General features: G+C 65.4%; 30 protein-coding genes. 10 read left to right on the top strand and 20 right to left on the bottom strand.

The window, feature by feature from the left end; translation table 11 throughout:
- The first annotated feature begins 149 nt into the window (after positions 1-149).
- Positions 150-353 (top strand): hypothetical protein, encoded by a 204-nt coding sequence (locus ABD05_RS36450; protein ID WP_082146178.1) that lies wholly within the window; start codon positions 150-152, stop codon positions 351-353.
- 203 nt (positions 354-556) lie between these two features.
- On the opposite strand, the gene ABD05_RS20855 is transcribed toward ABD05_RS36450, so the two are convergent.
- A complete protein-coding gene (locus ABD05_RS20855; RefSeq protein ID WP_047902009.1) occupies positions 557-979 on the bottom strand; it encodes a type II toxin-antitoxin system HicB family antitoxin in 423 nt (140 codons plus the stop codon).
- 24 nt (positions 980-1,003) lie between these two features.
- Here ABD05_RS20855 and ABD05_RS20850 point away from each other — a divergent pair, with 24 nt between their 5' ends.
- Together ABD05_RS20850 and ABD05_RS20845 are read left to right on the top strand one after the other, a co-directional pair.
- Positions 1,004-1,249 (top strand): hypothetical protein, encoded by a 246-nt coding sequence (locus ABD05_RS20850; protein WP_047902008.1) that lies wholly within the window; start codon positions 1,004-1,006, stop codon positions 1,247-1,249.
- Positions 1,250-1,357: 108 nt separating this feature from the next.
- The gene (locus ABD05_RS20845; RefSeq protein WP_047903694.1) at positions 1,358-2,230 is read left to right on the top strand and encodes a slipin family protein; all 873 of its coding nucleotides are present in this window, start codon (positions 1,358-1,360) and stop codon (positions 2,228-2,230) included.
- Between the two features lie 386 nt (positions 2,231-2,616).
- Here ABD05_RS20845 and ABD05_RS20840 read toward each other — a convergent pair whose 3' ends face one another.
- Complete coding sequence (locus tag ABD05_RS20840) at positions 2,617-2,796, bottom strand: hypothetical protein (RefSeq protein WP_047902007.1); 180 nt, start codon at positions 2,794-2,796, stop codon at positions 2,617-2,619.
- A 148-nt stretch (positions 2,797-2,944) separates the two neighbouring features.
- Complete coding sequence (locus ABD05_RS20835; protein ID WP_047902006.1) at positions 2,945-3,148, bottom strand: hypothetical protein; 204 nt, start codon at positions 3,146-3,148, stop codon at positions 2,945-2,947.
- 118 nt (positions 3,149-3,266) lie between these two features.
- On the opposite strand from ABD05_RS20835, the gene ABD05_RS38735 reads away from it, so the two are divergent.
- A complete protein-coding gene (locus ABD05_RS38735) occupies positions 3,267-3,431 on the top strand; it encodes a hypothetical protein (protein WP_158361635.1) in 165 nt (54 codons plus the stop codon).
- A 117-nt stretch (positions 3,432-3,548) separates the two neighbouring features.
- Here the strand turns inward: ABD05_RS38735 and ABD05_RS35315 are convergent, their stop codons facing one another.
- The 7 genes from ABD05_RS35315 to ABD05_RS20800 all read right to left on the bottom strand — a co-directional run bounded on the left by ABD05_RS35315 (position 3,549) and on the right by ABD05_RS20800 (position 6,431).
- Complete coding sequence (locus tag ABD05_RS35315; RefSeq protein WP_053059958.1) at positions 3,549-3,890, bottom strand: hypothetical protein; 342 nt, start codon at positions 3,888-3,890, stop codon at positions 3,549-3,551.
- A gap of 46 nt (positions 3,891-3,936) precedes the next feature.
- Positions 3,937-4,134, bottom strand: coding sequence for a hypothetical protein (locus ABD05_RS20825; RefSeq protein ID WP_034181799.1), 198 nt, complete (start codon positions 4,132-4,134; stop codon positions 3,937-3,939).
- Positions 4,135-4,153: 19 nt separating this feature from the next.
- On the bottom strand, positions 4,154-4,366 hold the full coding sequence (gene rpsU, locus ABD05_RS20820) for a 30S ribosomal protein S21 (RefSeq protein WP_034181433.1): 213 nt from the start codon (positions 4,364-4,366) through the stop codon (positions 4,154-4,156).
- A gap of 33 nt (positions 4,367-4,399) precedes the next feature.
- Complete coding sequence (locus tag ABD05_RS20815; RefSeq protein ID WP_047902005.1) at positions 4,400-4,609, bottom strand: hypothetical protein; 210 nt, start codon at positions 4,607-4,609, stop codon at positions 4,400-4,402.
- A 47-nt stretch (positions 4,610-4,656) separates the two neighbouring features.
- The gene (locus ABD05_RS20810; protein ID WP_047903692.1) at positions 4,657-4,941 is read right to left on the bottom strand and encodes a hypothetical protein; all 285 of its coding nucleotides are present in this window, start codon (positions 4,939-4,941) and stop codon (positions 4,657-4,659) included.
- A 705-nt stretch (positions 4,942-5,646) separates the two neighbouring features.
- A complete protein-coding gene (locus ABD05_RS20805; protein WP_047902004.1) occupies positions 5,647-5,850 on the bottom strand; it encodes a cold-shock protein in 204 nt (67 codons plus the stop codon).
- 296 nt (positions 5,851-6,146) lie between these two features.
- Positions 6,147-6,431, bottom strand: coding sequence for a hypothetical protein (locus ABD05_RS20800; RefSeq protein ID WP_047902003.1), 285 nt, complete (start codon positions 6,429-6,431; stop codon positions 6,147-6,149).
- A 634-nt stretch (positions 6,432-7,065) separates the two neighbouring features.
- On the opposite strand from ABD05_RS20800, the gene ABD05_RS36445 reads away from it, so the two are divergent.
- On the top strand, positions 7,066-7,281 hold the full coding sequence (locus ABD05_RS36445; protein ID WP_082146177.1) for a hypothetical protein: 216 nt from the start codon (positions 7,066-7,068) through the stop codon (positions 7,279-7,281).
- 119 nt (positions 7,282-7,400) lie between these two features.
- Here the strand turns inward: ABD05_RS36445 and ABD05_RS20795 are convergent, their stop codons facing one another.
- Genes ABD05_RS20795 through ABD05_RS20785 form a run of 3 tightly spaced genes read right to left on the bottom strand, consistent with a single transcriptional unit; the run spans position 7,401 to position 9,870 of the window.
- The gene (locus ABD05_RS20795) at positions 7,401-8,135 is read right to left on the bottom strand and encodes a polysaccharide deacetylase family protein (RefSeq protein WP_047902002.1); all 735 of its coding nucleotides are present in this window, start codon (positions 8,133-8,135) and stop codon (positions 7,401-7,403) included.
- A 23-nt stretch (positions 8,136-8,158) separates the two neighbouring features.
- Positions 8,159-8,719: a hypothetical protein gene (locus tag ABD05_RS20790; RefSeq protein ID WP_047903691.1), complete on the bottom strand. Its 561-nt coding sequence runs from the start codon at positions 8,717-8,719 to the stop codon at positions 8,159-8,161.
- Positions 8,720-8,724: 5 nt separating this feature from the next.
- Complete coding sequence (locus tag ABD05_RS20785) at positions 8,725-9,870, bottom strand: glycosyltransferase (protein WP_047902001.1); 1,146 nt, start codon at positions 9,868-9,870, stop codon at positions 8,725-8,727.
- Positions 9,871-10,411: 541 nt separating this feature from the next.
- Between ABD05_RS20785 and ABD05_RS20780 the strand changes: the two genes are divergently transcribed.
- The 3 genes from ABD05_RS20780 (at position 10,412) to ABD05_RS20770 (ending at position 15,361) form a co-directional block, all read left to right on the top strand.
- Positions 10,412-11,716: a dicarboxylate/amino acid:cation symporter gene (locus ABD05_RS20780; protein WP_047902000.1), complete on the top strand. Its 1,305-nt coding sequence runs from the start codon at positions 10,412-10,414 to the stop codon at positions 11,714-11,716.
- 540 nt (positions 11,717-12,256) lie between these two features.
- A complete protein-coding gene (locus ABD05_RS20775; protein WP_047901999.1) occupies positions 12,257-14,191 on the top strand; it encodes an SMP-30/gluconolactonase/LRE family protein in 1,935 nt (644 codons plus the stop codon).
- 312 nt (positions 14,192-14,503) lie between these two features.
- A complete protein-coding gene (locus tag ABD05_RS20770; protein ID WP_047901998.1) occupies positions 14,504-15,361 on the top strand; it encodes a peptidylprolyl isomerase in 858 nt (285 codons plus the stop codon).
- A gap of 22 nt (positions 15,362-15,383) precedes the next feature.
- Here the strand turns inward: ABD05_RS20770 and ABD05_RS20765 are convergent, their stop codons facing one another.
- Positions 15,384-15,821 (bottom strand): GNAT family N-acetyltransferase, encoded by a 438-nt coding sequence (locus ABD05_RS20765; RefSeq protein ID WP_047901997.1) that lies wholly within the window; start codon positions 15,819-15,821, stop codon positions 15,384-15,386.
- Between the two features lie 368 nt (positions 15,822-16,189).
- Between ABD05_RS20765 and ABD05_RS20760 the strand changes: the two genes are divergently transcribed.
- Both ABD05_RS20760 and ABD05_RS20755 read left to right on the top strand, forming a co-directional pair.
- The gene (locus tag ABD05_RS20760) at positions 16,190-17,482 is read left to right on the top strand and encodes an MASE1 domain-containing protein (protein WP_047901996.1); all 1,293 of its coding nucleotides are present in this window, start codon (positions 16,190-16,192) and stop codon (positions 17,480-17,482) included.
- Between the two features lie 13 nt (positions 17,483-17,495).
- Entirely contained in the window at positions 17,496-18,311 is an 816-nt protein-coding gene (locus tag ABD05_RS20755) for an alpha/beta hydrolase (RefSeq protein ID WP_047901995.1), read from the top strand.
- Between the two features lie 93 nt (positions 18,312-18,404).
- On the opposite strand, the gene ABD05_RS20750 is transcribed toward ABD05_RS20755, so the two are convergent.
- The 6 genes from ABD05_RS20750 to ABD05_RS20725 all read right to left on the bottom strand — a co-directional run bounded on the left by ABD05_RS20750 (position 18,405) and on the right by ABD05_RS20725 (position 25,011).
- Positions 18,405-19,379 (bottom strand): amidohydrolase family protein, encoded by a 975-nt coding sequence (locus ABD05_RS20750; protein ID WP_047901994.1) that lies wholly within the window; start codon positions 19,377-19,379, stop codon positions 18,405-18,407.
- A gap of 1 nt (position 19,380) precedes the next feature.
- Complete coding sequence (locus ABD05_RS20745) at positions 19,381-20,328, bottom strand: YncE family protein (RefSeq protein ID WP_047901993.1); 948 nt, start codon at positions 20,326-20,328, stop codon at positions 19,381-19,383.
- 48 nt (positions 20,329-20,376) lie between these two features.
- Positions 20,377-21,669, bottom strand: a complete 1,293-nt coding sequence (locus ABD05_RS20740; RefSeq protein WP_047901992.1) for an MFS transporter — start codon at positions 21,667-21,669, stop codon at positions 20,377-20,379.
- 128 nt (positions 21,670-21,797) lie between these two features.
- Positions 21,798-22,715, bottom strand: coding sequence for a dihydrodipicolinate synthase family protein (locus tag ABD05_RS20735; protein WP_047901991.1), 918 nt, complete (start codon positions 22,713-22,715; stop codon positions 21,798-21,800).
- 8 nt (positions 22,716-22,723) lie between these two features.
- The gene (locus ABD05_RS20730; protein WP_047901990.1) at positions 22,724-23,896 is read right to left on the bottom strand and encodes an L-rhamnonate dehydratase; all 1,173 of its coding nucleotides are present in this window, start codon (positions 23,894-23,896) and stop codon (positions 22,724-22,726) included.
- Positions 23,897-23,955: 59 nt separating this feature from the next.
- The gene (locus ABD05_RS20725) at positions 23,956-25,011 is read right to left on the bottom strand and encodes a 4-hydroxythreonine-4-phosphate dehydrogenase PdxA (RefSeq protein WP_047901989.1); all 1,056 of its coding nucleotides are present in this window, start codon (positions 25,009-25,011) and stop codon (positions 23,956-23,958) included.
- Positions 25,012-25,093: the final 82 nt, after the last annotated feature.

Raw genomic sequence — 25,093 nt, 5'->3', positions numbered from 1 at the left:
ACTGCAGATCGGCCGAGGACTTCATGGAGATGGGTACGCCGTGATGGACGTGGGCCGTTGCAATTCCATATCGCTTGCGCCGTTGTAGCCCGACTCGGGCGGCGCGAGCCCATCCATGACGAACAGCGGTTTCTTGACGGAGCCTGTTGATGAACGATTACCCGAAACGAGAAAAAAATCCGGAGGACGGGCAGCAGGAGCAGGCGGACGCGCGTGCGACCGACGATGGCATGCCCGTGGTTCATCCGGAGCAGCAAAGACGCCATACCTTTTCGTGGAAAGCCGTCACACCCAAGCGACGAATTTCCGATGCAAGGAAACGTCTGGGCATGGGTTTTATGTCGAACCATTGACATAGGCGTAGCAAAACTCCTCGAACTCAAACAGAACGTGGAGCCGCCTCAGCAAGGCGGAACTCGAAGCCGGCCAAACGCCGGCTTTTTTGCTTTGGCTCGTCGCTCGTCGCTCGTCACGACAAACGGCGCACGCGAGGCCCGCCCGCATCGGTGACGCGACGCAACCCGGGCAGATGAATCCGCCGAGTCGCGTTCGCAAGCTACGCCAGGACAAGTTCGTGGCACGAGGACCGCGATGCGGGTACGCCGATTCCCTTCGTACACTCGGCCACCAACGCTTCGCGGCTTATATGGCGCGTTTTCGCCACGGCATCGATTGTGTCCACGAGTTCCTTGGGCAGGCATAACAAGACCAGCACCGAACACGACGTCGGCCGGGCAATATCGATGAACCGCCAGATGCCCTCGCCGTCGTCGATGCACGATGCCTGCAATGCCGCCATGTCCGTTGTCGGGGAGGGGACGAGGCGCGCGTGTTGGTCATACAGCGCGTCGACCCTGTCGTTTGCGGCGTTTGCCAACTCGCCGTACGAGCGGCCCTTCACGTCCACGCCGGGAAAATCCGGCAGCCATCCGCGATAGCCTGAGCCTTCCTGTCGGGTGATAAAAATGGGGTATTCCAAGATCGGCTCCAGGATTCATGTGTGATGTCGATCATTGTTCATCCCGGGGCCACGCGTGTCGGTACGTTGGAGAACCATCTCCGGGGATCCGGCCTCATGCCGGCCGGTCTGCATCGCGGTTTGCCGCAAATCGGCGCGCCGCGCGCGAGCACCTCCCTTCGGGATTCGATACCGCCGGCTCTGCGCATCACTCACAGCGGCAGCTACGCCGTAGCCCAGCCCGGGTACGTCACCGTACAGATTTGCATCGCGATCCGGCGCACGTTCTGAACGAGCGCCCAAACCGCTGATGCCTGGGCGCGAGAAGGCAACCCGGCGAATGGGTGTCGTGCTTCGTGACGCTTGCCGGACGTCGGCATCATCGAATGGAGCGCCACCATGAACCCCGTCACACTATTTCTTTCCGCCGCCTTCATGCTTGCGGCACTAGCCGTCGGCGCCCTGGTCAATCCGTATCTCGCGTTACCGTTCGTCATCGTCGCCGTCCTGATCGCACTCTCCGTGAAAGTGGCCAATGTCTGGGAGAAGTTCGTGATCCTGCGCGTCGGAAAACTGCAGAGCGTCAAGGGTGCCGGTTTTTTCATGATCATCCCGATACTGGACAACGTCGTCGCCGTGATCGACGAGCGTATTCAAACGACGGCGTTCAACGCACAGGAGGCGCTTACCAGGGATACCGTTCCGGTCAACGTCGACGCCATCATTTTCTGGCACGTACACGACGCCCGGAAAGCAGCGCTCGCCATCACTGATTACCGGCAGGCCATCGATCGTGTCGCGCAAACCTCGCTGCGGGAGATGATCGGTTCATCGATGCTGGCCACGCTGCTCTCCGATCGGAAGGCTGCCGATGAACACCTGGCAGAGGAGATCGGCAGAAAGACCGCGGATTGGGGCATCACGGTGCGGTCCGTGGAAACCCGGGACGTCGCGATCCCCGTCGCGCTGCAGGATTCGATGTCGCGGCAGGCGCAAGCCGAACGCGAGAAACAGGCGCGCGTGATACTCGGTTCGGCGGAGGCCGAGGTGGCGGCGAAATTCGTCGAAGCTTCGCGAGTCTATGAAAATCACCCGTCCGCACTTCAGTTGCGGGCAATGAACATCATCTACGAAACGACGAAGGAGCGCGGGGCCACGATCCTGATTCCGAGTTCGATGGTGGACAGCTTGAACCCGGTTGTGGCATTGGCAATTGCCGGGCACGACGTGACGGAGTCCACATCGCCGCCGACACTCAAGACAGCGGCATAGGCATGCAGACAGCTCGTCCTGCGGAGCATCCTGATCGGCGCCGGCGGTACATCCGCCTCGCCTTTCGGTGGCATCGAGATTGGCGACCATTCGGCGTGCGGCAATGAAACCGCGCCTGCTCCCAAGCAAGGCCCGTGATCGACGACGCGACGCTGCAAGCACCCACCTTCATCGAACGAGCCGTTGCCGGCCCGGTTGCGCGAGCGGTGTCGTTGTGCGGAGTTGTGCGGAGTCGTGCGGGATCAAGACCAGCGCCGAATTCTCGATCCGTCCGCGCCAGGGTGCCTGATGCCGGAACGTCGGCGGTGCAGCCTGCGCGACGCGCGTACGACGACGCGAGGCGCGAACGTCATCCGCCGCCTGCGGCGGGAGCAATGTCGCGTCATTTACTTCACCTGCTGGTCGGGACGGACGTAACGCCACTTGCCCGCATTGGAGTCGATGAGGGCATCGTTTTGCGTACGCTTGTCGGCCCGTTCGATGTCGGCGCGGGCGAGGTCGTCGCGCTGCTGTTGCCGGGTTGCCTGATCACGTCGATCGATTGCCGTGCTTTCCGGGTATTTCATGGTTCCCTCGCAGCGAGGTGAGCGGGTTGTTGGCCAGTCGCGGCGGATCCGCTGCGGTTGGTGGGTCTGATAGCTATCCGCAGCCTGCGCGCTTGACGAACGCGACGCAAGCGAAATCCCGGGAAAAACGCACTCTCGCCGTGCGTGATCAGTTCGACGGATACGCTATGCCCCAGCGCTTTCTCGAGTCGGCGATCCGCTCTTTCGCGGTTCGTAGTCGTTCTTGCTCGCCAGGGCGCGCATGCACCGGCGCTTCGGGGGCGACGGGCATGCCGTCGTCGGTTGCGTTGTCCTGCTCGAATTTGCGGTGTTGCTGACTGGCGTCGTCGTTCCTGTGCTTGAGGTCGATCATGTGTCTGCTCCGGTGAATTCGGCGATCGCGTGCGCGGTGGCGACGGCGATACACGTATGTCGACCCAGCATGGCACGGCGGGGAGAGGAAGTCGGTACGATGCCGTGCAGTGGGGCGCGTGTCGATTCAGGTCGACGGCTGGCTGCAAATGGGCGACCTCGCGCGCAGGGACGACGAGGGCTTCATCTACGTGGGCGACCGCGAGAACGACTTGATCATTCTTGTTTCCCTCCGCCCGAATCTCGCCCGGCGATGTGCCGGTCCCGCAGCTACCGAGAGGTGATGAACCTGCCCGGAGGCGCTGCGGGCCGGCACCGACGACGGAAAGTTCTTCCGGATGTCCGATGGGGTGCAACGCACCGGTGTGAACGCATTGTCGCCCGAGCGAGTGCTGCCGCGATCAGACATTCTCCCGGAGGTAGCGGATGCACTTCATCCGTAAACTCGACCGACCCGCGAGCGCGTCTCGCGGAGGGGGCGTCGAGTCTTTTGCCGCGCCAGGGAGCGGCCCTGAAAATGCAGCGTTGTCGACCGGGCGGACTGCCTTCGCGATCTGAAGCGACGCATGGCCTATCCAGACCCGATCGCGCCACTCGCATTTCGCGCGATGGACGATCAACCATCCTTGCAGCGATTCGACGAGCTGAAACGGCGACAGCCACTCGCGACTCTGCCGTTGAGTGACGAGTTGCAGGACAACGAGGAAATAGAGCAAATCAACGTACTTGGTCCGGACGCGCATAGTCCATCTTCTGGTTGTCGATGCTCGCGAGCGTGCCGGCGTCGGTTCATCCCTGGATGCTGAGCGCCTTCTCGATCGCGGCAATCAGTTTGAACGCATCGTCCCGCCCGATCAGGAAGCCGCGGCTGGTGTACTCGCATCCGAACGCATAGAAGCTCGGCAGCAGCGTCACCATGTCTTTCTGCTGATCGAAATCGACTTCGCATTTCGTCAGCGGGAAAAACGGCGGCTCGTCGCCCGGCATCTTGTACACGGTGTGCTCCCTAGTACATTTTGCGCGGCGGCAACATGCGCTTGGCCCGCAGGCGCTGCCTGGAAACGGCGCTGGCCTTTTTCCGCTTGCGTTCCGTCGTGGGTTTTTCGTAGCTGGTGCGGCTGCGCAGCTCCCGAATCAGCCCGGTTTTCTCGATGGTGCGTCGGAATCGTCGCAGCGCGACGTCGATCGGTTCGTTGACCTTGAGTGTGACAGTTGTCATGTAGATCCTGTTTGGGAGCGTTTGAACGGAAAACTAGCCGAGTCGTGTCATGACGGCGCTCGCGATCTCGTCGGACTCGAATTCCGAATATCCGGCTCCGATCGAGAGGGCGCGTACCGCCACGAACATTTGCAGCTCTTGCTGATGGCTCTGTGCCGAGTCGGCGATTCCGGCGGGCAGGACGGCATCGGTCCGCGTGACCTCACGTCGTCCGATCAAGCCAAGTAGTTCGTCGATGATCATTTTGTCCTCCAGAATGCCGCCACATTGCGTTGCCGTAACGAGCCGCGTCAGACCGCGCTGGAAAAGAAACCCTGCGTTTCGCGATTGTCGTCGATCATGCTCTCGGCATAGCGCAGAGAAGCACGACGCGCGTCACCGGCGTTGTCGAACGGAGAGTTGTCGCGCAATCTGAACGTCTGGCTCTGCGTCAGCGTGTCGGTGGTGCCGCGCAGGCAAATCTTGACTGCCGCGTCGAAACCGGCGTCGTAGTTATGCGAGCTGCCATTCGGCGCCGGCACGTGAGGGTAAATCAGTGGATAAATCTCGAATCCACGGTAGACATGCATGCTCATGGCAATCTCCTGGCGTTCGGCCACGGCGAATCGCATGGGCGAACACATCCGGCCAGTATCGCCGTTGCAGGGCGTGCCGGTGGGTGAAAGGAACAACGTTGCAGCGCAGGGGAGGGGCGATGCAGCAAGAGGGTAGATGGAGGGGCGGGCAGTCAGACGGCAAGTGATCGCCCGAATAAACCCATCATACGCGCATCGATTGTCGGGCGTTCACTTTATTCCGGATTGCGCGCTTTGACGCATCACGTTGCACGGCAGCGGTGGCCGCCTCTTCGTCACGCTGCGGTTGGTTCGTCCGCTACTACGGAGCAGGCGGGCGCTTCTTCGGGTTCGATTTCGTGATGACGGGAGCCTTGGGCGGCACCCAGTTCAATGCCGTGCCGAGCCTGGGCAATGTCAGGGCAAGTTTGGCACGCGAAGGTGTCTTGTTACTGCGAGCTTGACTTCTGGTCATGCGGGTTCTCCTGCTGCGCCGCTTGCGCGATCCGGTGAGCGGGACCCGTCCGGATCACGCACGCGCGGCTGGATACGCGCGCTGCGAGGGCACTGGGCATCTGCATACGCGCACGCTCGACGTCCGGATGCGAAACGAATGACCCGGTCGAGCTTGCATCGGGACGCGTGGCGTCCGCGATGGAGGCGCGTATGCGCAGGAAGCGGCAGCGACGTGCCGCTTCGTAAACGGGGCTTGACGGCTTGTGGGGACTACAGGGCGGTAATGTTCGACGCCTGCAGGCCTTTGGGGCCGCTCTTCGTTTCGTAGCTGACTTTCTGGCCTTCGGCGAGCGTCTTGAAGCCGTCGCCGCGAATTTCGGAGAAGTGCGCGAACAGATCGTCACCACCCGCGTCGGGGGTGATGAAGCCGAAGCCCTTGCTGTCGTTGAACCACTTGACGGTACCGGTATCCATGTTAGATCTCCTGAAAATGGACGTACGTATGCGCCCTGAATGGACGCGGGAAAAAATAATCAAGGAGGGAGAGGACAACGAATACCGCAGGCCGCGGTCAATGATGGGCAGCAATCGCGCTTCTTGAATACTTCAGCGACTGACAGTACGCCTCGGCAACGAGGGTGTCAAGCGCTTTCGGCCGAGGGGCAGAACAAGCGGCCGCCCAAAAAAATCAGCATTCCGTAAAAGTGACCGAAAAATCTCCGCGCGCGGCCCTTCGTCGATCATGACCGTCCGTCGCCCCCGCGGCAACGTCAGAGGGTTGCCAGCAAATGCAACTGATGCTCGGTTTCGGTTCCGGTGATCAACGTAAAGAACCCTGTTTCCCGACGCTCGATCACTGACAGGCCTTCTGCGTCGGAGAAGAGGTTCCACGCGACGTCGTCGACATGCGCGAACCGTCCGCGAGTTCGCGCGAACGCTCGCAACAGCGGGCTCGCTTCGCGGCGGAGCACCAGGCGGTCGGCATTCAACACATAGGGTGGCCAGCCGGCACGCAGGACGAGGTAGTGGGGAACGGAACTGCGGTCGATTTTCATGGGCGGCGCGGTTTCTTCAGAGGGGCTTGCGTTAGGCGGTCCAACTCGTGTCGACGCGATCCCCCGAGCGCTGCCTGCTTCGAAGTCGACGACGCTGCATGATGCCAACCATGAGAATCGGCTCCGATGCGCGGCCGGGCGCCCGGACGATGCCGCCCCCCGAATGCCGAACTGTGTTCCGGAACCGGCGGTAAGGCTAGCCCCACTATACGCGCTGTCGCTGCGACTCACACCTCGCTACGGTACGAAGGCAGGCTCTGGCGACAGGAATGCGCCGGAAATTTCGCTATACAAATTGATGGAACGGCGTAGCATCGAACCATCGGATGACCCATTGCCGATTCCAGCGCCTTGCTCAGCATGCCCCTCCGAATGCGATCGGGCCTCTCGCCCTAACCGATCGTCCGGGCACCATCATCGTGCTGACGCTCCCCTCTTGTCCCATCGCTTGAGAGTGGCTCCGAAGGTATTCCGGAGCAACGTGCTTCCATCTCCGCTTGCGGGTTGCACTTCATTCGCCGGTCTATCCGTGGCCATCGTCGCGAGGCCGATGCGGATGCCTTCCCGATGTCCGACGCTTTCTCGTGCTGCTCCCGCGACAGCCTGGCTCGCGGTAACCCGACAGGGAGGAGCCATGCTCTTCAATTCGACACGATTCCGGATCGATCCGACACCCCGCAGGGCGGATGGAGAGTTCATCGCGCATGTGAGGATCACCACGGTTCTGCTGGACGGCGGTGAGCGGGAAGTACACGCCAGCGGTGATCTGGCTGGCTTCGATGTGCGCGATGACGCAGTTGCCTACGCGACAAAATGGGCCGAAGGATGGCTGACTGCCCAGTTTGGTTGAGGGCGACGGGTCACTCGTCTGAAGTGTTCGCCGCAGGATCGCACTGCAATGAGTAAGAGGTCGGTTTTGTCAGCGAGCGAGATCGAAGCGATCGCGTTGCGATCGCTTTGTGCCCGGCGCTACCCGCGCTTGTGCACACGCCAACGCGTGCACTTGAACAGCAACCGAAACGCACCGACACCGCCTGCCACCGGAATTCGCGGCAGCAGAAACGGATCGTCGGACGCATCGGCGCATCCGCGCCGGGTCGTCGTCGCATTGCCGTACCCGGCGGCGGCGACCTGATCGCGGACGCGCGCGTCGAGATCGCCGTACGGATAGCAGAACGATTCGACGCGCCGGCCGCCCAACGCTTCGAGCCGCCGCTTCGATTCGGCTACCTGAACGCCCGACACGTGCGCCGGCACGCGCGACAGCGGGACGTGATCGAGCGTGTGCGAGCCGATTTCATGACCGTGATCGCGCCACGCGAGCATGTCCTCGAACGCCATCAGCGGCGAGTGCGCGGTATCGGCACCCGCGTCCCAGTCGTTCACGCCACCGAACCGGCCGGCGACGAAATAGCAGGTCGCGGTGAACCCGAGCTCGTCCAGCACCGGCATCGCGTGCGTGAGCACGTTGAGAAAGCCGTCGTCGAACGAAATGCCGAAGACCTTCCCGCTGCGCTCACCGCGCAGATACGGCTGCAATTCGCGCACGCTCAGGCCGCGGTAGCCGAGCCGCCTGAACAGCGTCATCTGGCGGCGGAACGCGTCGGGCGCAACGCTCAGGCTGCGCAGCCGGTCGGCCGGCGGCGGCAGCGGGCGTATCTGGTGATACATCAGGATCGGATGGCGTGTGGCGGACAGAAGCATCGGCGGATCGTAACAACGCAGGGTTACGCGTCCTTGCGGAAAATCCGCAGGGTCTTGAAGCCGCCGACCTCGACGAAATCGGCGTTCGCCGCCCATTGCTCGATGATCGGTTCGGCCTTCCGGTACGCCGCCGAGCCCTTGTAGAACAACAGGTGGCCTTCGCGTGCGGTATGGCGTGCGAACAGCTCGAGCACTTCCGCGTCGGTCTGCGCGCCGTAGCGGCTGTTCGTCTCGTCGCGGAATTCGCACAGGTGGAACAGCGTGACGACGTCGAACGACGGCAGCAGGTCCGAGTTGCTGGTATAGATGTCGCCGAAATAGGCCAGGTAGGTCTTGCTCACCTCCGGTTGCCGCGTGACGAGGTCGACATACGACTTGTATTCCTTCGGCGACGCCGTCACGCCGAAGACCGTGTTGTTCAGGTGCGGCCGCGCGCATGCCACGCCGACATGGTGGTGGCCGCCGGTGCCGAAGTGATAGATGCGGATGCCGTTGAGGCGAACGGATTCCAGCCACTCGACGAAGTGCACGTCGCACGGGCACTCCTGCGTCCGCAGGTCCCAGTACTTCTTCCAGATATTCATGGCCATTACATGGACCTCAGGGATGTCACCCGACGATACGGGTTGTGTCGAACCGATTTCTGATAGACGGACAAAGTCGCGTCGACGAAGGTGTCGAACGAGAACTCGCGCTTGCCTTTCAGCCGCGCGCTGCGTCCCATCGCGCGCACGCAGCCGGGCTCGCGCACGATCGTGCGCAGGATCTCCTCGATCGCTTCGGGCTCGCGCGGCGGAACGACCCATCCGTCCACGCCCGGCTCGACGTTCTCGGGCAGCCCGCCCACGCGTGTCACGATCGCGGGGCAGCCCAGCGACATCGCTTCGCGGCACGCGTACGACAGGCTCTCGTGGTACGACAGCACGAACGACACGTCGATGATCGAGAACGGCGCGCAGACGTCGTCGAGCCGTCCGGTGAACGCCGTGCGCGACGTCATGCCGTGCCACGCGATCTGCTCGCGCTGCGCGCAGGACGGCTCCGCGCCGACCAGCAGCACGCGAAACCGCTCGCGCTCGTGTTCGGGCAAGCGGCCCAGTGCCGCGATCAGATCCATCCAGCCTTTTTCCGGCGCGGTGCCGGCGCTGCTGCCCAGCACGATTGCGTCCGCGCCCGACGGCCCGAACAGCGCGACCTTGCGGCGGCGGATCTCGTCGCTCGCCAGTTGTTCCGCGGCCTGCCTGCGCACGCCGTGCTTGACGACCGTGACGTTCCCGTACGGCGACCGGAGCGCGAGCATGCTCGCCACGTAGTCGCTGACCGCGATGGTGTGGTCCGTCGCAAGCCGCGCGCGCAGCAGGTTGCCGAAGCTGTCGGCGCGATACGTGTTGTGCTTGGTGAGCACGACTGCGGGCCGATACCGGCACCCGAGCAGCGCCAGCATCACCTGCCGGTGATCGGCAGACCCGTTGACATGAATGACGTCGAAGCGCTCGGCGACGATCCGCTGCCGAAGCCGGACAAGCTCCTGGCACAACCGGTTCCAGCGCGGTTTGAATTCCATGTCGAAGATGGCCACGTCGGGGCTGCCCTTCAACAGTCGCGACAGGCGGCTTCCCTCCGGCGACGCGACGGTCACGCGGTGATGCCGGCTCATCGCGGCGGCGAGATCGCGGACGTAGGTATCCTGGCCGCCGCCGTAGTCGCCATGGAAGTTGGTGTACAGAATGTTCATCACGATACCGGTTTTTCCCGTTCATTCATTGGGAGGACTGCTTATCAAGAGAACGACTTGCTCTGTCTGGAACAATGAAATGACTCGAACGCGGTTCTGCATTCCCGACTCGCGATCGCGCATTGCCGCTCGGGCGTAACGGCAACGCGAATTATTTCGAAATATTACATAGAGGTTACGCGCGGTAGTGTCGAGGTCTGCGCATCTTTGTGAGAATGTGTCGCGATCGTCTTTCTCTGTCGGCGTCGGTCGTCTCGGGCGGCCTGTCCGTCGAGGTCGCAGCGCTCGACGGCCGCTCGCGCCGTTCGGCCGGATCGCGACAAAACCCGCCTTTTCGGCGCCGAATGGACGCAGATCAATCCTCTCTGCTTTCAGATTTGAAAGCATCCGCGCCATTTGCGTTAGAATGCCCCCCCTGTCCGCCCTGGCGACCGCCAGAAGCGGACCTGTCGCATGCATGGCGACGTGGGTTCCGATTCGCAGCCGGACGCGAATGATTTTCCAGCCGTTAGAAGCACACGCTCTGTAATTTGGATTGCTAATGAAGAAGAGACACAACATTACCAAGTACATCGTCGTCGCGATGATTCTTGGTATCGCCGTGGGTTACGCGTGCCACAGCGCGTTTCCCGACCCGAAGATGGCCAAGGAAGTCGCCGGCTACGTGTCGTTGCTGTCCGACGTGTTCCTGCGATTGATCAAGATGATCATCGCGCCGCTGGTATTCGCGACGCTGACCGTCGGCATTGCGCAGATGGGCGACGGCAGCGCGGTGGGCCGCGTGGGCGTCAAGGCGTTCGGCTGGTTCTTCATCGCGTCGTTCACGTCGTTGCTGCTCGGCCTGCTGACCGCGACGATCCTGCAGCCGGGCAGTCACCTGAGCCTGCCGTTGCCGGCGTCCGATGCGGCCCTCAACCTGAAGACGGGCGCATTCACGCTGAAGGATTTCGTGGTTCACCTGGTGCCGAAATCGATCGCCGAGGCGATGGCGAACAACGAAATCCTGCAGATCGTCGTGTTCTCGATCTTCTTCGGCACCGCGTTGTCCGCGCTCGGCGAATCGGGCAAGCGCCTGACCGGCGTGATCGACGATCTTGCGCAGGTGATGCTGAAGGTGACGGGCGCGGTGATGTGGTTCGCGCCGGTCGCGGTGTTCGCGGCGCTGGCGTCGACGATCACGACCGAAGGGCTCGGCATCCTGCTCACGTTCGCGAAGTTCATGGCGAGCTTCTATCTGGCGCTGGCGCTGCTGTGGTGCGTGCTGACGCTCGCCGGCGTGACGTTCCTCGGCAAGCGCGCGTTCACGCTGATCCGGCTGATCCGCGAGCCGTTCCTGCTGTCGTTCGCGACGGCGAGCTCCGAGGCCGCGTATCCGAAGCTGCTGGACGCGCTCGACCGCTTCGGCGTGAACCGCAAGATCTCGAGTTTCGTGCTGCCGATCGGGTACTCGTTCAACCTCGACGGCTCGATGATGTACTGCACGTTCGCGGTGCTGTTCATCGCGCAGGTGTACGGCATCCATCTGCCGCTGGGCACGCAGATCACGATGCTGCTGATGCTGATGGTGACGTCGAAGGGGATGGCGGGCGTGCCGCGCGCGTCGCTGGTCGTGATCGCGGCAACGCTCAACCAGTTCAACATGCCCGAGGCGGGACTGCTGCTGATCATGGGCGTCGACATGTTCCTCGACATGGGGCGCTCGGCCACCAACGCCGTCGGCAACTCGATCGCGGCTGCCGTGGTCGCGAAGTGGGAAGGGCAGCTCGACGCGCCGCGCGACGACGACGATCCGGACGGCGGGCGCGTCACGCAGGTGAAGGTGCAGGAGACGTCGGCATCGGCATGATGCGCGGCAACGCGGCGGCGACCGCGCGTTGCCTGCTCCGCGGTCAATGACTATCGCCGGCCTGGATTCGAAACGGATTCAGGCCGGCGATTTGTTTTGGGGTAACGATTTCGCATTGCATGCGGCAGCTTTTCCCCGATTCTCCGGAAACCGCATTCGCGGTTTCAATCCGTCGTCGTCGAACAAGCGGCGATATTCCCGCAGGCGAACAGCCTGATTTATCCGATTTCCGTCATTCCCGATCGAGCGCGCAAGTGAACGTTCACTGTCGCGCAGCCGCGCACGCCGTCGGGGCGCATGGTTGCCACGGGCAATGCGATCGAAACCGATCCGGTGAAATGTGCGACTGCACGAGCGGTTCGCAATTTTTTTCGATTTATATAACGCTATTCTCGCGCTGCTCATTATCGGAGTTATGCCGCACGTAATACCGACTGCGCCGGATGATTCAGCGGAAGAATTTACGCATCGCGGATTTCAAGCCCTCTGGCCGGCCGACCCCTCATGTGAATGTTTGCCCCAGTCAGGAGCGCATCAGTCATGGTTGCTGGAAAACGTATTCAGGCTGCACTTCTTGCCGCAGCGATCGCCGCGATCGCGCCGGCCGCTCACGCAGGCAACACCACCGACTGGCTGGCGAACACGTACGGCACGCTCGCGGCCCACGTCGGCAACGTCGCGCGTTCGATGTGGGTCGCGCCCGAAGGCGTCATCTACACGGCGTCGATGTGGGACGAAGACGAAGGCGGTGTCGCGATCTACCAGAACGGCAAGAGCGTCGGCTCGATGGGCACGCATTCGGAATTCCAGGGCAGCGCGATCACGGGCAACGCGACGTCGCTGTTCGTCGCGCTGCAACCCGGCAAAACCTACGGCAGCGGCGCGGTCGGGCGCTACAACCGCGCCACGAAGTATCGCGACCGCGTGATCCAGATCAGCGCGGCGACCAACCAGCCGCGCATCGACGTCGTCACCGGGCTCGCGACGGCCGGCTCGCTGCTCTATGCGAGCGACTTCTACGGCAACCGCGTTCGCGTGTTCACCACCGACGGCGTCTGGCAGCGGGACATCAACGTGTCGGGGCCCGGCGCGCTCGCGGTGGATGGCGCGGGCAACGTGTGGGTCGCGCAGAAGAGCGCAGGCTCGGTCGTCGGCTTCAGCCCGGCCGGCGCGCTGCTGAACACGATCCGGATGCCGGCCGGGTCGCAGCCGTCGGCGCTGGTTTTCGATGCGGCGGCCGGGCAGCTGATGGTGGGCGACGAAGGCCCCGACATGAACATCAAGCGCTATACGGTGACGGGCCGGCCCGCGCAGGCCGGCACGTTCGGCGTGCGCGGCGGTTTTCTCGACACGACGACGGGCATCAAGGGGCAGGTCGGCGCGAAGCGCTTCACGCGCATCGCCGGGATCGGCAAGGACAGCGCCGGCAATCTGTATGTGCTCAACAACCCGTGGGGCGGAAGCTGGGATCTCGGCCGCAACGGCGCCACCGACATTCATGCGTACAGCAGCGCCGGCAGCCTGCGCTGGACGCTGCAGTCGCTGAACTTCGAAGGCATCGCCGCGCCGGACCCGGTCACGGACGGCGCGCTGTTCTACGGCGGCACGCACGTGTACAGCGGCAGCGCGGGCGGCACGTTCGTCGCGAACACCGTCGATCCGTTCGCGTACCCGTCGGATCCGCGCATCAACATGAGCGATACGCAGCGCGACGAGCATTTCGGGCTGCTCACCGCCGTCGGCGCGAACCGGATCCTCGTCGCGGCGGGGCAGAACCCGCCGGTCTTCTACTTCTTCCATTTCAACGCGGCGAACGGCTATATCGCGATTCCGGACGGATCGATTCCGGGCCCGGCGTTCAACACGACGCAGCGCGTCACGAGCGGGTTCAGCATCGACAGCAAGGGCGGCGTGTGGGCCGGCCTCGACAAGACCGGCGCGATCTACCACTACCCGCTGACCGGTTTCGACGCGAGCGGCAAGCCGTCATGGGGGCCGGGCGTCGCGACCCGCGTTCCCGCCAGCATCCAGCCGCTGACGCGCATCGTCTACCTCGCGGACAGCGACACGATGGTGCTCGCGCAGGGCGCGGTCGGGACCAACGACTGGACGTCGATCGGCACGCGCATCGAGGTGTATCACGGCTGGAGCGCAGGCAACACGACGAAGCCGGATCCGGTGATCACGCTGCCGCACAGCGGCGCGAAATCGATCGACGCGGCCGGCAACCATCTGTTCGTCGGCTACTGGTTCAGCAGCAGCGGGCCGCTCTGGCCTAATGTCGACGCGTTCAACCTCACCACTGGCAACCTCGACACCACGCTGGTCAACGCGAGCCCCGCGACCGTGGATACCAGCAGCGCGATCGATGCGATGTACAGCATTCGCGCGTACCGCCGATCGAACGGCGAGTATGTGGTGATGAAGAACAACGTGAAGGGGAACAGCATCACCGTGTATCGATGGACGCCTTGACGGCGGTGCGGCCGATGCCGGTGACGCATGCACGTCGCCGCTTCGACTGGCGGACTGGCTCGCGAAGCAACGATCGTATTCGACGTTTCCGTTGAACGGGGCGCGCGCAACGCGCGCCTCGCCGCCTTTGTCGGCCGTCTCCAACCTCCCGACGCATAAACGCGGTTCCGTGCACAATGATAGCGGCACGGGCGGAGGCTGCCTGTGCTCGCGATGATGAACCCGAATGAACGGTTGCGCCGGCGCATTGCAGCGCCGACGAACCTGCGCGGCAGCCCATGCCGCGTTCCTTGAGCACGAAGCGACGAAACGATGAAGATGAAAACCACACCGAACCGCCTGTTGCTGATTGCCGTGCTGGCCGTCGCGCTGAGCGGTCCTGTCCACGCACAGACGGCGGCTGCGTCGCAGCCGTCCGGCGCGACGGCCACCGTCGCGACCGTCAACGGCACGGCGATCACGCAGGCGGACGTCGATGCGGTGCTGCGCGCGTCGGGGCAGCCCGACTCGCCGCAGATCCGCGACGCGATCAAGCAGCAACTGATCACGCGCGTGCTGGTTCAGCAGGCCGCCGAGAAGGCGAACTACGGCGACAAGCCCGAGGTCAAGGCGGCGATGCAGCAGGCGAAGGCGACTGCCGAAGTGCAACTGTACGTGCGCGACAACCTGAAGCCCGAGCCGGTGACCGACGAACAGGTCAAGGCGCGCTACGACGCACTCGTCGCGGCGCTCGGCAAGAACGAGTACAAGCCGCGGCTGATCATCGTCAAGGATCCGGCGACGGCCGCGACCGTGCTGAGCGAGCTGAAGTCGGGCAAGTCGTTCGACGGGCTGGCGCGCCAGTACAGCATGGCGCCGAGCCGCGATGCCGGCGGCGAGCTGCCGTGGGTGAGCTTCAATACGCCGGCGGCGGAAGGCAAGACGGCCGGATTGCCGCTGCCGATCGCACAGGCGCTCGAGAAACTGACGGTCGGCGCCGCGACGAAGGATTCGATTCCGGTCGATGGCGTGCGGGCCATCGTGAAGCTGGATGCGAAGCGGCCGACGCAGGTGCCGGGCTTCGAGACTGCGAAGCCGGTGCTTCAGCAGCAACTGCAGGCGATTGCGGTCGAGAAGGCGAGCGCGCAGATGATGGGCACGCTGCTGAAGGACGCGAAGATCACGCAGTAATGCAGCGGCGAAACGGCGGGCGCTACGCGCGCCAGATCATGCTCGCGCTCGTTTCCGTTTCCGACTCGATGCGAAAGCCGAGCCGTTCGTAGAGCCGCCGTGCGGGGTTGCCGTGCAGCACGCTGAGCGACACCGGCACGTTCGCGCATGCCGCGTCGCTCAGCAATTCGCGCAGCACGGCCTCGCCGATGCCCTGGCCCTGGCGGGCAGGGAGGATCTGGATCTGATGGACGTGCCATTCGCCGGCGCCGCGCGTCACTTTCAGCAAGCCGATGGCGGTGGCGCCTTCGCAGACGATCATCGCGTCGTCGAAATGCGCACGGATGCGCCGGTCGTGCGCTTCGTCGTCGGCCGGCGCGCCGACCCGTTGCAGGTGCTCGGACATCGTGAGTTGACGGAGCGTCAGCAGGAAGGGGAGGTCGGCGGGGGATGCGGTGCGCAGGTTGATTGCGGGTGTCATGGCGGGTAATTGTTCGCTCCAACGCTGATTGCGAACTGAATGGGTCTCCGGGACGCGAAGCGCAATGCTTTCGTATTTCTTTCGAATCGACTGCCGTTCAGCCGGTCAGCACAATTCTAGCGACCTTGCCCGAGGCTTTCGGTCGGCAGCACCCATTCGCCCGCGATCTTTTCCCGTGTTTTCCGGTCACAAGCACCGGGCGTCGCGGGCCCTCGGTGGCGGCCGCCGATGCGGTCCTGCCGGTATTCCAAGGCCTGCCCCGTCCGCATATCATGCGCACATCGCGTACGTGCCGGAGGTCGGCGCACCCGCCGCTGACAACGCGGCCGGCGCGCTCGCCCGCACGGCGCAGCACACAGGAATCCTCGATGGACACCAAACGTTCCCGCCCGGGGCTCGTCGCGGCGCTGCTCTGGGCGGCGCTGTATCTCGCGACCGGCTACATCTCGCACGCGTTCAACGGCCCCGTCCGGCTGACGGGCTATATCTGGCTGCCGGCCGGCGTGACGGTCGGCGCGTTCATGCTGCGGCCGCTGCGAGAATGGCTGACGCTGGCCGGCTCGTTCCTCGTCGCGCAGCTCGCGCTGACCGGCATCGAACACGGCAGCCTGGTCAACGCGACGCTGTTTACGGTCGACGAGGTCGGCGCGGCCGCGCTCGCGGTGTGGCTCGTTCAGCGCGTGCGCTTCTCGCTCGAAGGGCTGTATTTCCTGCGCTCGGTGATTCTCGCCGGGCTGATCGCGGGCGTCGTCGGCGCGATCGGCGGCGCGGCGTGGTACGCGACGCTCAAGGACGCGTCGTTCTTCGACGTGTGGTTCGTGTGGGCCGCGTCCGATTTCGTCGGCGTGCTGCTGGTCACGCCGGTGCTCGCGTCGTGGTCGCGCTTTCGCGCGCACCGTTCGGGCGATCACGAGCGCTTCGACCTGATGCTCGGCGTCGTCTCGTTCGTGCTGCTCGCGATCGTCGCGCTGGTGATCTTCGACGGCGACACGTCGCAGAAATTCGGCACGGGCGCCGGCTTCGCGCTCACGTATATCCCGCTGTTCCTGACCGTCGCGGTGACGCTGCTGCTCGGCGGCCGCGCGGGTTCGTCGTCGGTGCTGGTATTTGCCTTGATCGTCATCGAGCAGACCGCGCAGGGCGACGGCCCGTTCGCGTCGTTCCACGAGCACTACGGCAGTTCGCTGCTCGAAGCGCAGCTCTATCTGGCGGTCGCGTCGCTGCTGGTGCTGACGGTGAGCACGCTGAAGACGACGCGCGAACGCGTGCACGAGCATGCGGCGGTGCTGCAGAACAACATGGAGCTCGCGCTCGCGAGCGCCGGCCAGATCGCATACGTGCTCGATCCGGAGTCGGGCCGCATCGAGTGGAGCGGCGACGTCGAGCGTGTGTTCGGCGTCGGCGTCGAACACGCGCAGATCGCGAGCGTGCCGCTCGTGCTCGAACGCGTGCAGCCGGGCGACCGCGCTGCGCTGAGCGACTACTGGAATGCGGAGATCGCGGGCGAGGATCGCGCGTCGCTGTCGCTGCGCGTCGTGCAGCGCGACGGCGGCACGCAGACGATTACCGATCACGGCGCGCCGCTGCTCGATTCGAACGTCGACGTGACGGTGGTCGCGGGCGTCTGGCAGATCGAGCGCGTGTGGCCGGCGGACGAATGAGCGGACACGTGTCATGACAGGCCGCACGGGCGTGTTGCTGATCCACGGGCTCGGCGGCACGCAATACGATCTCGGTTCGCTGCACAAGGCGATGCGGCGCGCGGGCGGCGACACGCACATGATCACGCTGCCGGGGCACGGCACGCGCCCCGAGGATCTGGTCGGCGTGCGCGCGGAGGCGTGGCTCGACGCGGTGATCGAACAGTATCGCGCGCTGGAAAGCGAGTACGACACGCTGCATGTCGCGGGCATGTGCATGGGCGCGCTGGCCGCGCTGCTGCTGTGCCACCGCGTGCAGCATGCGCGCGGCCGGCTCGCGTTGCTGGCCACGCCGGTGTTCATCGACGGCTGGTCGACGCCGTGGTACCGGTCGCTGCGGCACGTGCTGTATCGCGTGCCGGGCGTGGCCGAACGGATGCGCGTCGAGGAAGGCGAGCCGTTCGGCATCAAGAATGCGACGATCCGCGCGATCGTGAAGAAGAAGTTCGAGCGGCAGGACAGTTTCCACTATCCGTGGGTGCCGCTTGCATGTGTGCGGCAGGTCGACCGGATGCGCGACTGGGCGCTGGAAGCCGCGGCCGGTACGCGGTGCCCGACGCTCGTCGTGCATGCGCGCGAGGACGAACTGACGAGCCTGCGCTCGGCCGATTTCCTGCTGGAGAAGATGCCCGACGCGCGCGGGATCGTGCTGGAGAACAGCTATCACATGATCTGCGCGGACAACGATCGCGACGACGTCGCGCGGCACGTGCTCGAATTCTTCGGGTTCGATCCGGGGCATGCGGTGAGCCCGGCGATGGCGCGCAGGATGGGGCGGCTGGAGTCGTGACGATGGGGGCCGGCATGTTGCCGGCGCTGCGAACGGATGACGGCTTACGCCATGCCCGATCGACGGGATGGAGAAAGACGCGTAAAGGCAGCGTTATCCGCCAGCCGGCCGGGATGGCTCGTCGAGGGCAATCCGGTAAACGCGCACCGCGTTGTCATGCCAGATCGCGCGGCGTGCCGCGTCGTCGAGGTTCGTCATCGCACGGGCGAACGTGCGCAGCAGCCCGGGATAGGACACGCGCAGGCCGGCCACCGGGAAGTTGCTGGCGAACAGGCAGCGTTCCCAGCCGAAGATCGCGATCGTGTCGCGAATGATCCGCGCGTTGTCCGCGTCGTTCCACGCGGCGTCGCGCAAGCCGAGTTCGGAAATCTTCACGACCACGCGCGGCGATGCCGCGAGCGCTTCCATGCCGCGGCGCCAGCGCGCGAGCCCTGCGTCCGAGCGATCCCACGGCAGCCCGGCGTGTTCGAGCACGACGTCGACAGCGGGTGCATCGGCGAGCAGCGCGGCCGCGTCGCCGAGATGCCAGAACGGCACGCGCAGATCCCAGCACAGGCCGTGCGCGGCGACGCGTTCCAGCGCGGCCGGCCAGCGCGGATCGTGCAGCGTGCCGGGCCCGTCGACGGGCGCATCCGGCGACGATGCGGTGCGCGGCTTGAAGCGCACGCCGCGCACGCGCGGCCACGCGGCCTGTTCGGCGAGCCGTTCGTCAGCATCGCCGGCCAGCAGGTCGACCCACGCGACGACCGCCGACGGCAGCCCATGCACCGCCGCGACCTCGTGCAGCCAGCGCGTTTCCGCCAGTGCTTCGTCGCGCGCGCGTTCGGCCTCGACATGCACGCTGGCGACGATCGGTGCGCGTTGCGCCGCGTGCCGGAATTCGTCCACGCCGAAATCGCGGCACAGCGCCGCGTAATCGCCGAACATGAAGTGCGCCGGATCGTAGTGCGTCTGCAGCCACGGATAGTGCGCGTCCGCATCGAGCCGCCACAGGTGGTGATGCGCATCGACGAGCGCGTCCGGCATGCCGTCGGGCGGCGATCCGTCGGGCGGCGCTCCGTCGCGCATGTCAGCGCGCTCCCGCGAGCACGTACGACGCATCGGGCTCGCGCAGCGTCGCCAGCGCACCGACGAAACGCCAGGTATCGAGATCGAGTTCGCGCACGTAGTCGTCCTGGAACGACACGTAGGCGACGCGCCGCGACGGATGGAACGACAGCGCGGTCGGGTTCGCGGGCAGCGCGATGCGTTCGATCTCCTCGAGCTGGCGTGCATCGAACACGGAGATCGACCGTTCGCCCGAATTGGTCAGCAGCAGCAGGTCGCGGCCGTCCGGCGCGCTGGTCCGGTAGATGCGGTTCGGATCGCTGCGCGTCTTCACGCGGCGGCCGCAGGTCATCGTCTCCGTGTCGATCTCGACCAGCGTGTCGTCGCCGCGATTCGCGACGAACAGCGTGCGCTCGTCGGCCGACAGCGCATTGCCTTCGGGGCGCGGGCCGGGCATCACCGCGCGCGGCGCGACCGTCGCGTCGCGCGGGTGGAACTGCGTGACCGTGTTCGACAGCAGGTGCACGCCGTACGCGCGGCTCGCGTCGCGCGTGAGCGTCACGAGGTGCGTCTTCACGCCGCCGGACGGCACGGCCATGTTCGGCACCGGCTGCCGGGTCGGCTCGTCGAACACGAGCAGCATGTCGTGCGCCTCGCTCATCGCGTACAACCGGCCGTCGCGGTCGCTCGCCATGCCGTGCGGCCGGTAGTACGGCCACAGGTCGAGCATGCGCGTGTGCGTGCGTTCGACGAGGTCGATCTCGGCGATCCGGTGGTCGCCTTCATGGCCGCGCGTCCACGCGGTCTCGATCCCGAAGATGCCGACGTACGCGTAGCGCTCGTTCACGTCGACGGTGAACTCGTGCGGGAAGTTCGGCAGCACGATGTGCTTGAGCGCGGCTTTCGTGTCGAGGTCGTAGAAACTGAAGGTATGGGCGCATTTCTGCACCAGCAGCAGGATGTCGTTCATGGTGTCTCCGTCATTTCGTTCGCGGGGCTGCTTATCAGGTATCAGGGTTCAGTCTTCGCAGCGCTTCGGCAGCGTCAGCGCGAGCAGGCCGGCCACCGCGAGCGTGACCGCGAGGCTGAGCACGCCGGCCGCCGCGCTCACGTGCTGGGTCAGCACGCCGACCGCATACGGGCCGCAGAACCCGCCGAGATTGCCGAGTGCATTGATCAGGCCGCGCGCGCTGCCGGCCGTCTCGACGCTGCAGAGCTTCGGCGGAATCGCCCAGAACACGCCGGCGGCCGCCTGCAGGAAGAAGCCGCAGCCGATCAGGAACGTGAACGACACGGCCATCGACGCGTGCGTGAGCACCGACAGCGCGAGGCACGCGGCGAAGCCGACCAGCGGCAGCAGCACGAACAGGCGGCGCTTGCCGGTTCGGTCAGACAAATACGACGTGACGAACATCCCGATCACCATCGCGACATACGGCAGCATCGCGAGCAGGCCGACCTGTCCCATGCCGCCATGCGTGAGGTTTTTCAGCAGCGTCGGCAGCCACATCGTATAGCCGTAGATGCCGACCTGGTAGCAGAAGTTGATCGCGATGAGCAGCCAGATCGTCGGGTTGCGCAGCATCTCGCCGAACGACGCGGCGGCCGGCGCGCCGGCCGCGCGCTTGCGTTCCTGCTCGTCGCGCAGCGCGTCGAGGATGTACGCCTTCTCGCGCGGCGACACCCAGCGCGCGGTTTCCGGGCCGTCGTCGGCGAACAGCATCCACGCGACCAGGCACAGCAGCGACAGCGCGCCCGCGCTGAAGAACAGGTGACGCCAGTCGTACGCGGCGAGGATGAGGCCGGACAGCGGCGCGGTGATCATGCCGGCGAGCGGCACGAACATGATGACCATCGCATTCGCGCGGCCGCGTTCGCGGTCGGGGAACCAGTGGCTGACCATCGTGAGCACGACGGGCAGCATGCCGCCCTCGGCCACCCCGAGCAGGAAGCGCAGCGCCAGCAGCTGCCAGGTATGCGTGACGAGCCCGGTCAGCACCGACAGCACGGCCCAGCTCACGAGCGACCACCCGATGAATTTCTTGCCGCTGCCGAGCGCCGCGCGCCGGCCGCCGGGAATCTGCAGGAACAGGTAGCCGAAGAAGAAGATGCCGCCGGCGAGGCCGGCCATCGTTGCGTCCATGCCGAGATCGGCGTTCATCCCGCCGGGCATCGCGAACGCGATGTTCACGCGATCCATGTAGGAAATGATGCAGGCGAGCAGCAGCGGCGGAATCACGCGCAGCCAGCGGCGGCGCGGAATGGCTTCGCCGGCTTCGTAGGCCGGGGTGGCCGGGGTCAACAGGGTCATGGTGTCTCCATCCAGTTTGGGTAGTCGGCCGCGGCGGCCTTCTGATGAGCCGCTGTCCTGCCGTGGCGAGCCGGCGGGTGCCGGCCGCCGACGCGCAACGCCTCTCGCGTCGCGCGTGCATTCGATGTCTAGCGTCCCCAGCGCAACACGAGCGGGTCGAGCCGGCGCGCGACGTCGAGCAACCCGGCACGCACCTGCGGATGCAGTTCCGGCCACGGCGCGCGCGGCCGGTCGCACGCGATCACGCCGCCTTCCCGCATCAGCGCCTTCGCGGTCAGGAAGCCCGACTGGCGGTTCTCGTAGTTGATCAGCGGCAGCCAGCGCGCGTACTGCTCGTACGCTTCGTCGCGGCGCCCGGCGAAATACGCGTCGGTGATCCGGCGAATCCCGTCCGGATAACCGCCGCCCGTCATCGCGCCGGTCGCGCCGGCATCGAGATCGGCGAGCAGCGTGATGCCTTCCTCGCCGTCCCACGGCCCCTCGATCGCGTCGCCGCCGAGCGCGATCAGCTCGCGCAGCTTCGACGCGGCACCGGCCGTCTCGATCTTGAAGTACGACACGGCGTCGATCTCGCGCGCGAGCGTCGCGAGGAACGACGCGGACAGCGCGACGCCGCTGGCCGGCGCGTCCTGGATCATCAGCGGAATGCGGAGCCCGTCGGCCGCTTCGGCGAAGAACGCGCGAACCTGCGCTTCAGGCACGCGGAACGTCGCGCCGTGGTACGGCGGCATCACCATCACCATCGCGGCACCGAGCGCCTGTGCGCGCCGGTTGCGCTCCGCGCAGATCCGCGCGCTGAAGTGCGACGTCGTGACGATCACCGGCACGCGGCCCGCGACGTGCTCGAGCGTGGTGCGCGTGATCAGTTCGCGTTCGTCGTCGCCGAGCGCGAACTGCTCGGAGTAGTTCGCGTGGATGCAGAGGCCCTGCGAACCGGCATCGATCATGAAGTCGAGGCAGCGGCGCTGGCCGTCGAGATCGAGCGCGCCGTGCGCGTCGAAGATCGTCGGCGCGACCGGAAAGACGCCGTGGTAGCGTGCGTTCATGGTCGGCCTCACTCGACGATGTCGAACTGGTCGAGGAATTCGGTCTTCAGCGTGAGGCCGAGGCCCGGCACGTCGTCGCGCAGTTGCAGGAAGCCGTTTTCGGCTACCGGCTCGCCGTCGAAGATGTAATAGAACAGCTCGTTGCCGACCTCGACGTCGAACATCGGGAAGTATTCGCTCATCGGCGACGCGAGCGTGCTCATCGTCAGGTGATAGTTGTGCATCTGGCCCGCGTGCGGAATCACCGGCACGCTGTACGCCTCGCACAGCGCGTTGATCTTGTGCGCCATCGTGATCCCGCCGACGCGGTTCGTGTCGTACTGGACGACCGACACGGCCTTGCGGTCGAGCAGCTGCTTGAAGCCGTACAGCGAGAACTCGTGCTCGCCGCCGGAGATCGGAATGCGCGTCAGCTGGTTCAGCTCCGCGTAGCCGTCGATGTCGTCGGCGATCACCGGTTCCTCGAGCCAGCGCGGCTGGTATTTCTCGAGCTTCGGCAGGATGCGCTTCGCGTACTCGAGGTTCCAGCCCATGTAGCACTCGAGCATCAGGTCGTTGTCGTAGCCGATCACCTCGCGGATCGCCGCGACCGACTTCAGGTTCTCGACCACTCCCTGCTGCCCGTGCGCGGGCCCGTAGCCGAAGCGCATCTTGAACGCGCGGAAGCCTTCCCTCAGATACTGCTGCGCCTCGTCCTGCATCGCCTTCAGGTCGGTGCGGTAGAGCTTCGAGTAGTAGCAGGGGATCTTTTCCTTGGTGCGGCCGCCGAGCAGCTTGAACACCGGCTTGCCGACGCTCTTGCCGAGGATGTCCCAGATCGCGATGTCGACCGCCGAGATCGCCGCCATGCCGATGCCCTTGCGGCCCCACGCGTGGGTGGCGCGATACATCCGCTGGTTCAGGTATTCGTAGTCCCACGGATCATGGCCGATCACGAGCGGCGCGAGGTACTGGTCGATGATGACCTTCGCGACGTGCGGCGCGAGCGCGACGTTGCCGAGGCCGACGATGCCGTCGTCGGTCTCGACTTCGACGACCGTCCACGAATGGAAGCGGAACGTGCTCATCGTTTCCTGCGGTGCATACAGCAAATCCATCGCGTTCGAGCAGAAGTTGCCCTGCGGCGGGACGGTCTTTCCTTTCCACTGGAATACGCGAGCGCGCACGGACCGGATTTTCATGGTGGTGTCTCCGAGAATCGATGTTGTCGTGTGTGAAAGGCGGGCGGCCGGCGTGGCCGTCACGCCGAAACGGCGGGGGTGCGGCGCGCGGCGCCCATCCGGCACGCGATCTGCAGCGCCTGCCAGGTGGCGCCGACGTCGGCCGTGCCGCGGCCGGCGATGTCGTACGCGGTGCCGTGCGCGGGCGTCGTGATCGGCACGGGCAGCCCGCCCTGCACGGTCACGCCGCGCGAGAAGCCGAGCAGCTTGATCGCGATCTGCCCCTGGTCGTGGTACATCGTGACGATCGCCTGGTAGTCGCCGGCCTGCGCCTTCAGGAAGATCGTGTCGGCGGGGAACGGGCCGTGGAACGGCGCGTCGGTCGGCCAGTCGCGCGACTGCAGCTTGCGCACCGCGGGCTCGATGATGTCGACTTCCTCGCGGCCGCAACTGCCGCCGTCGCCCCCGTGCGGGTTGAAGGCGGCGATCGCCACCTTCGGCGCGGCGACGCCGTTCGCGAGCAGCGACCGGTAGATCAGTTCGGATGCCTGTTCGATCCGCTCGATGCTCAGGCAGCCCGCCGCGTCCTTTAGCGGGATGTGCGACGAGATGCGCGCCGTCCATAGTTCGCCGAGCGTGTTGAATTCGCAGAAATAGCCGGTCACGCCGAGCGCTTCGGCGAAGTGGTGCAATTCGTCGTCGTGGCGGAGCCCGCCGAGCTTCATCGCGTACTTGTTCAGCGGCGCGAAGCAGATCGCGTCGATGTCGCCGGCGAGCGCGGCGTCGAGACACCGGTCGAGCACGGCGAGCGTCGAGCGGCCGCCGGCCGCACCGGCCTGGCCGACCGTGACCTGCGCGGGATCGATCGTATGGACTTCGACGAACGCGGCGCGCGCGGTCGACGGCCGGCCGCGCGCCGCGGCCAGCGAAGCGACGGGTTCGACGTCGACCTGCACGCCGGCGACGCGCTGGCCGGCTTCCCACAGCCAGCGATCGCCGATCAGCACGAGATTCGCGCGGGCCGTGGCGTCGGGCCGTGCGAGCAGTTTCGCGATCAGTTCGGCGCCGATGCCGGCGGGGTCGCCGAGCGTCAGCGCGACGACGGGCAGGGGGGCGGCGGTCGAGGGGGTGTTCATGCGGCGTCTCCGGTGGCGGCGCGTGGCCGTTCGTGTATGGGGTTGATGCTAGGTAGACGGAATGAGTCGGTAAATTGAAAAC

The organism is Burkholderia pyrrocinia (assembly GCF_001028665.1).
Classification (GTDB): domain Bacteria; phylum Pseudomonadota; class Gammaproteobacteria; order Burkholderiales; family Burkholderiaceae; genus Burkholderia; species Burkholderia pyrrocinia.
This window is presented reverse-complemented; position numbering and strand designations above follow the sequence as displayed.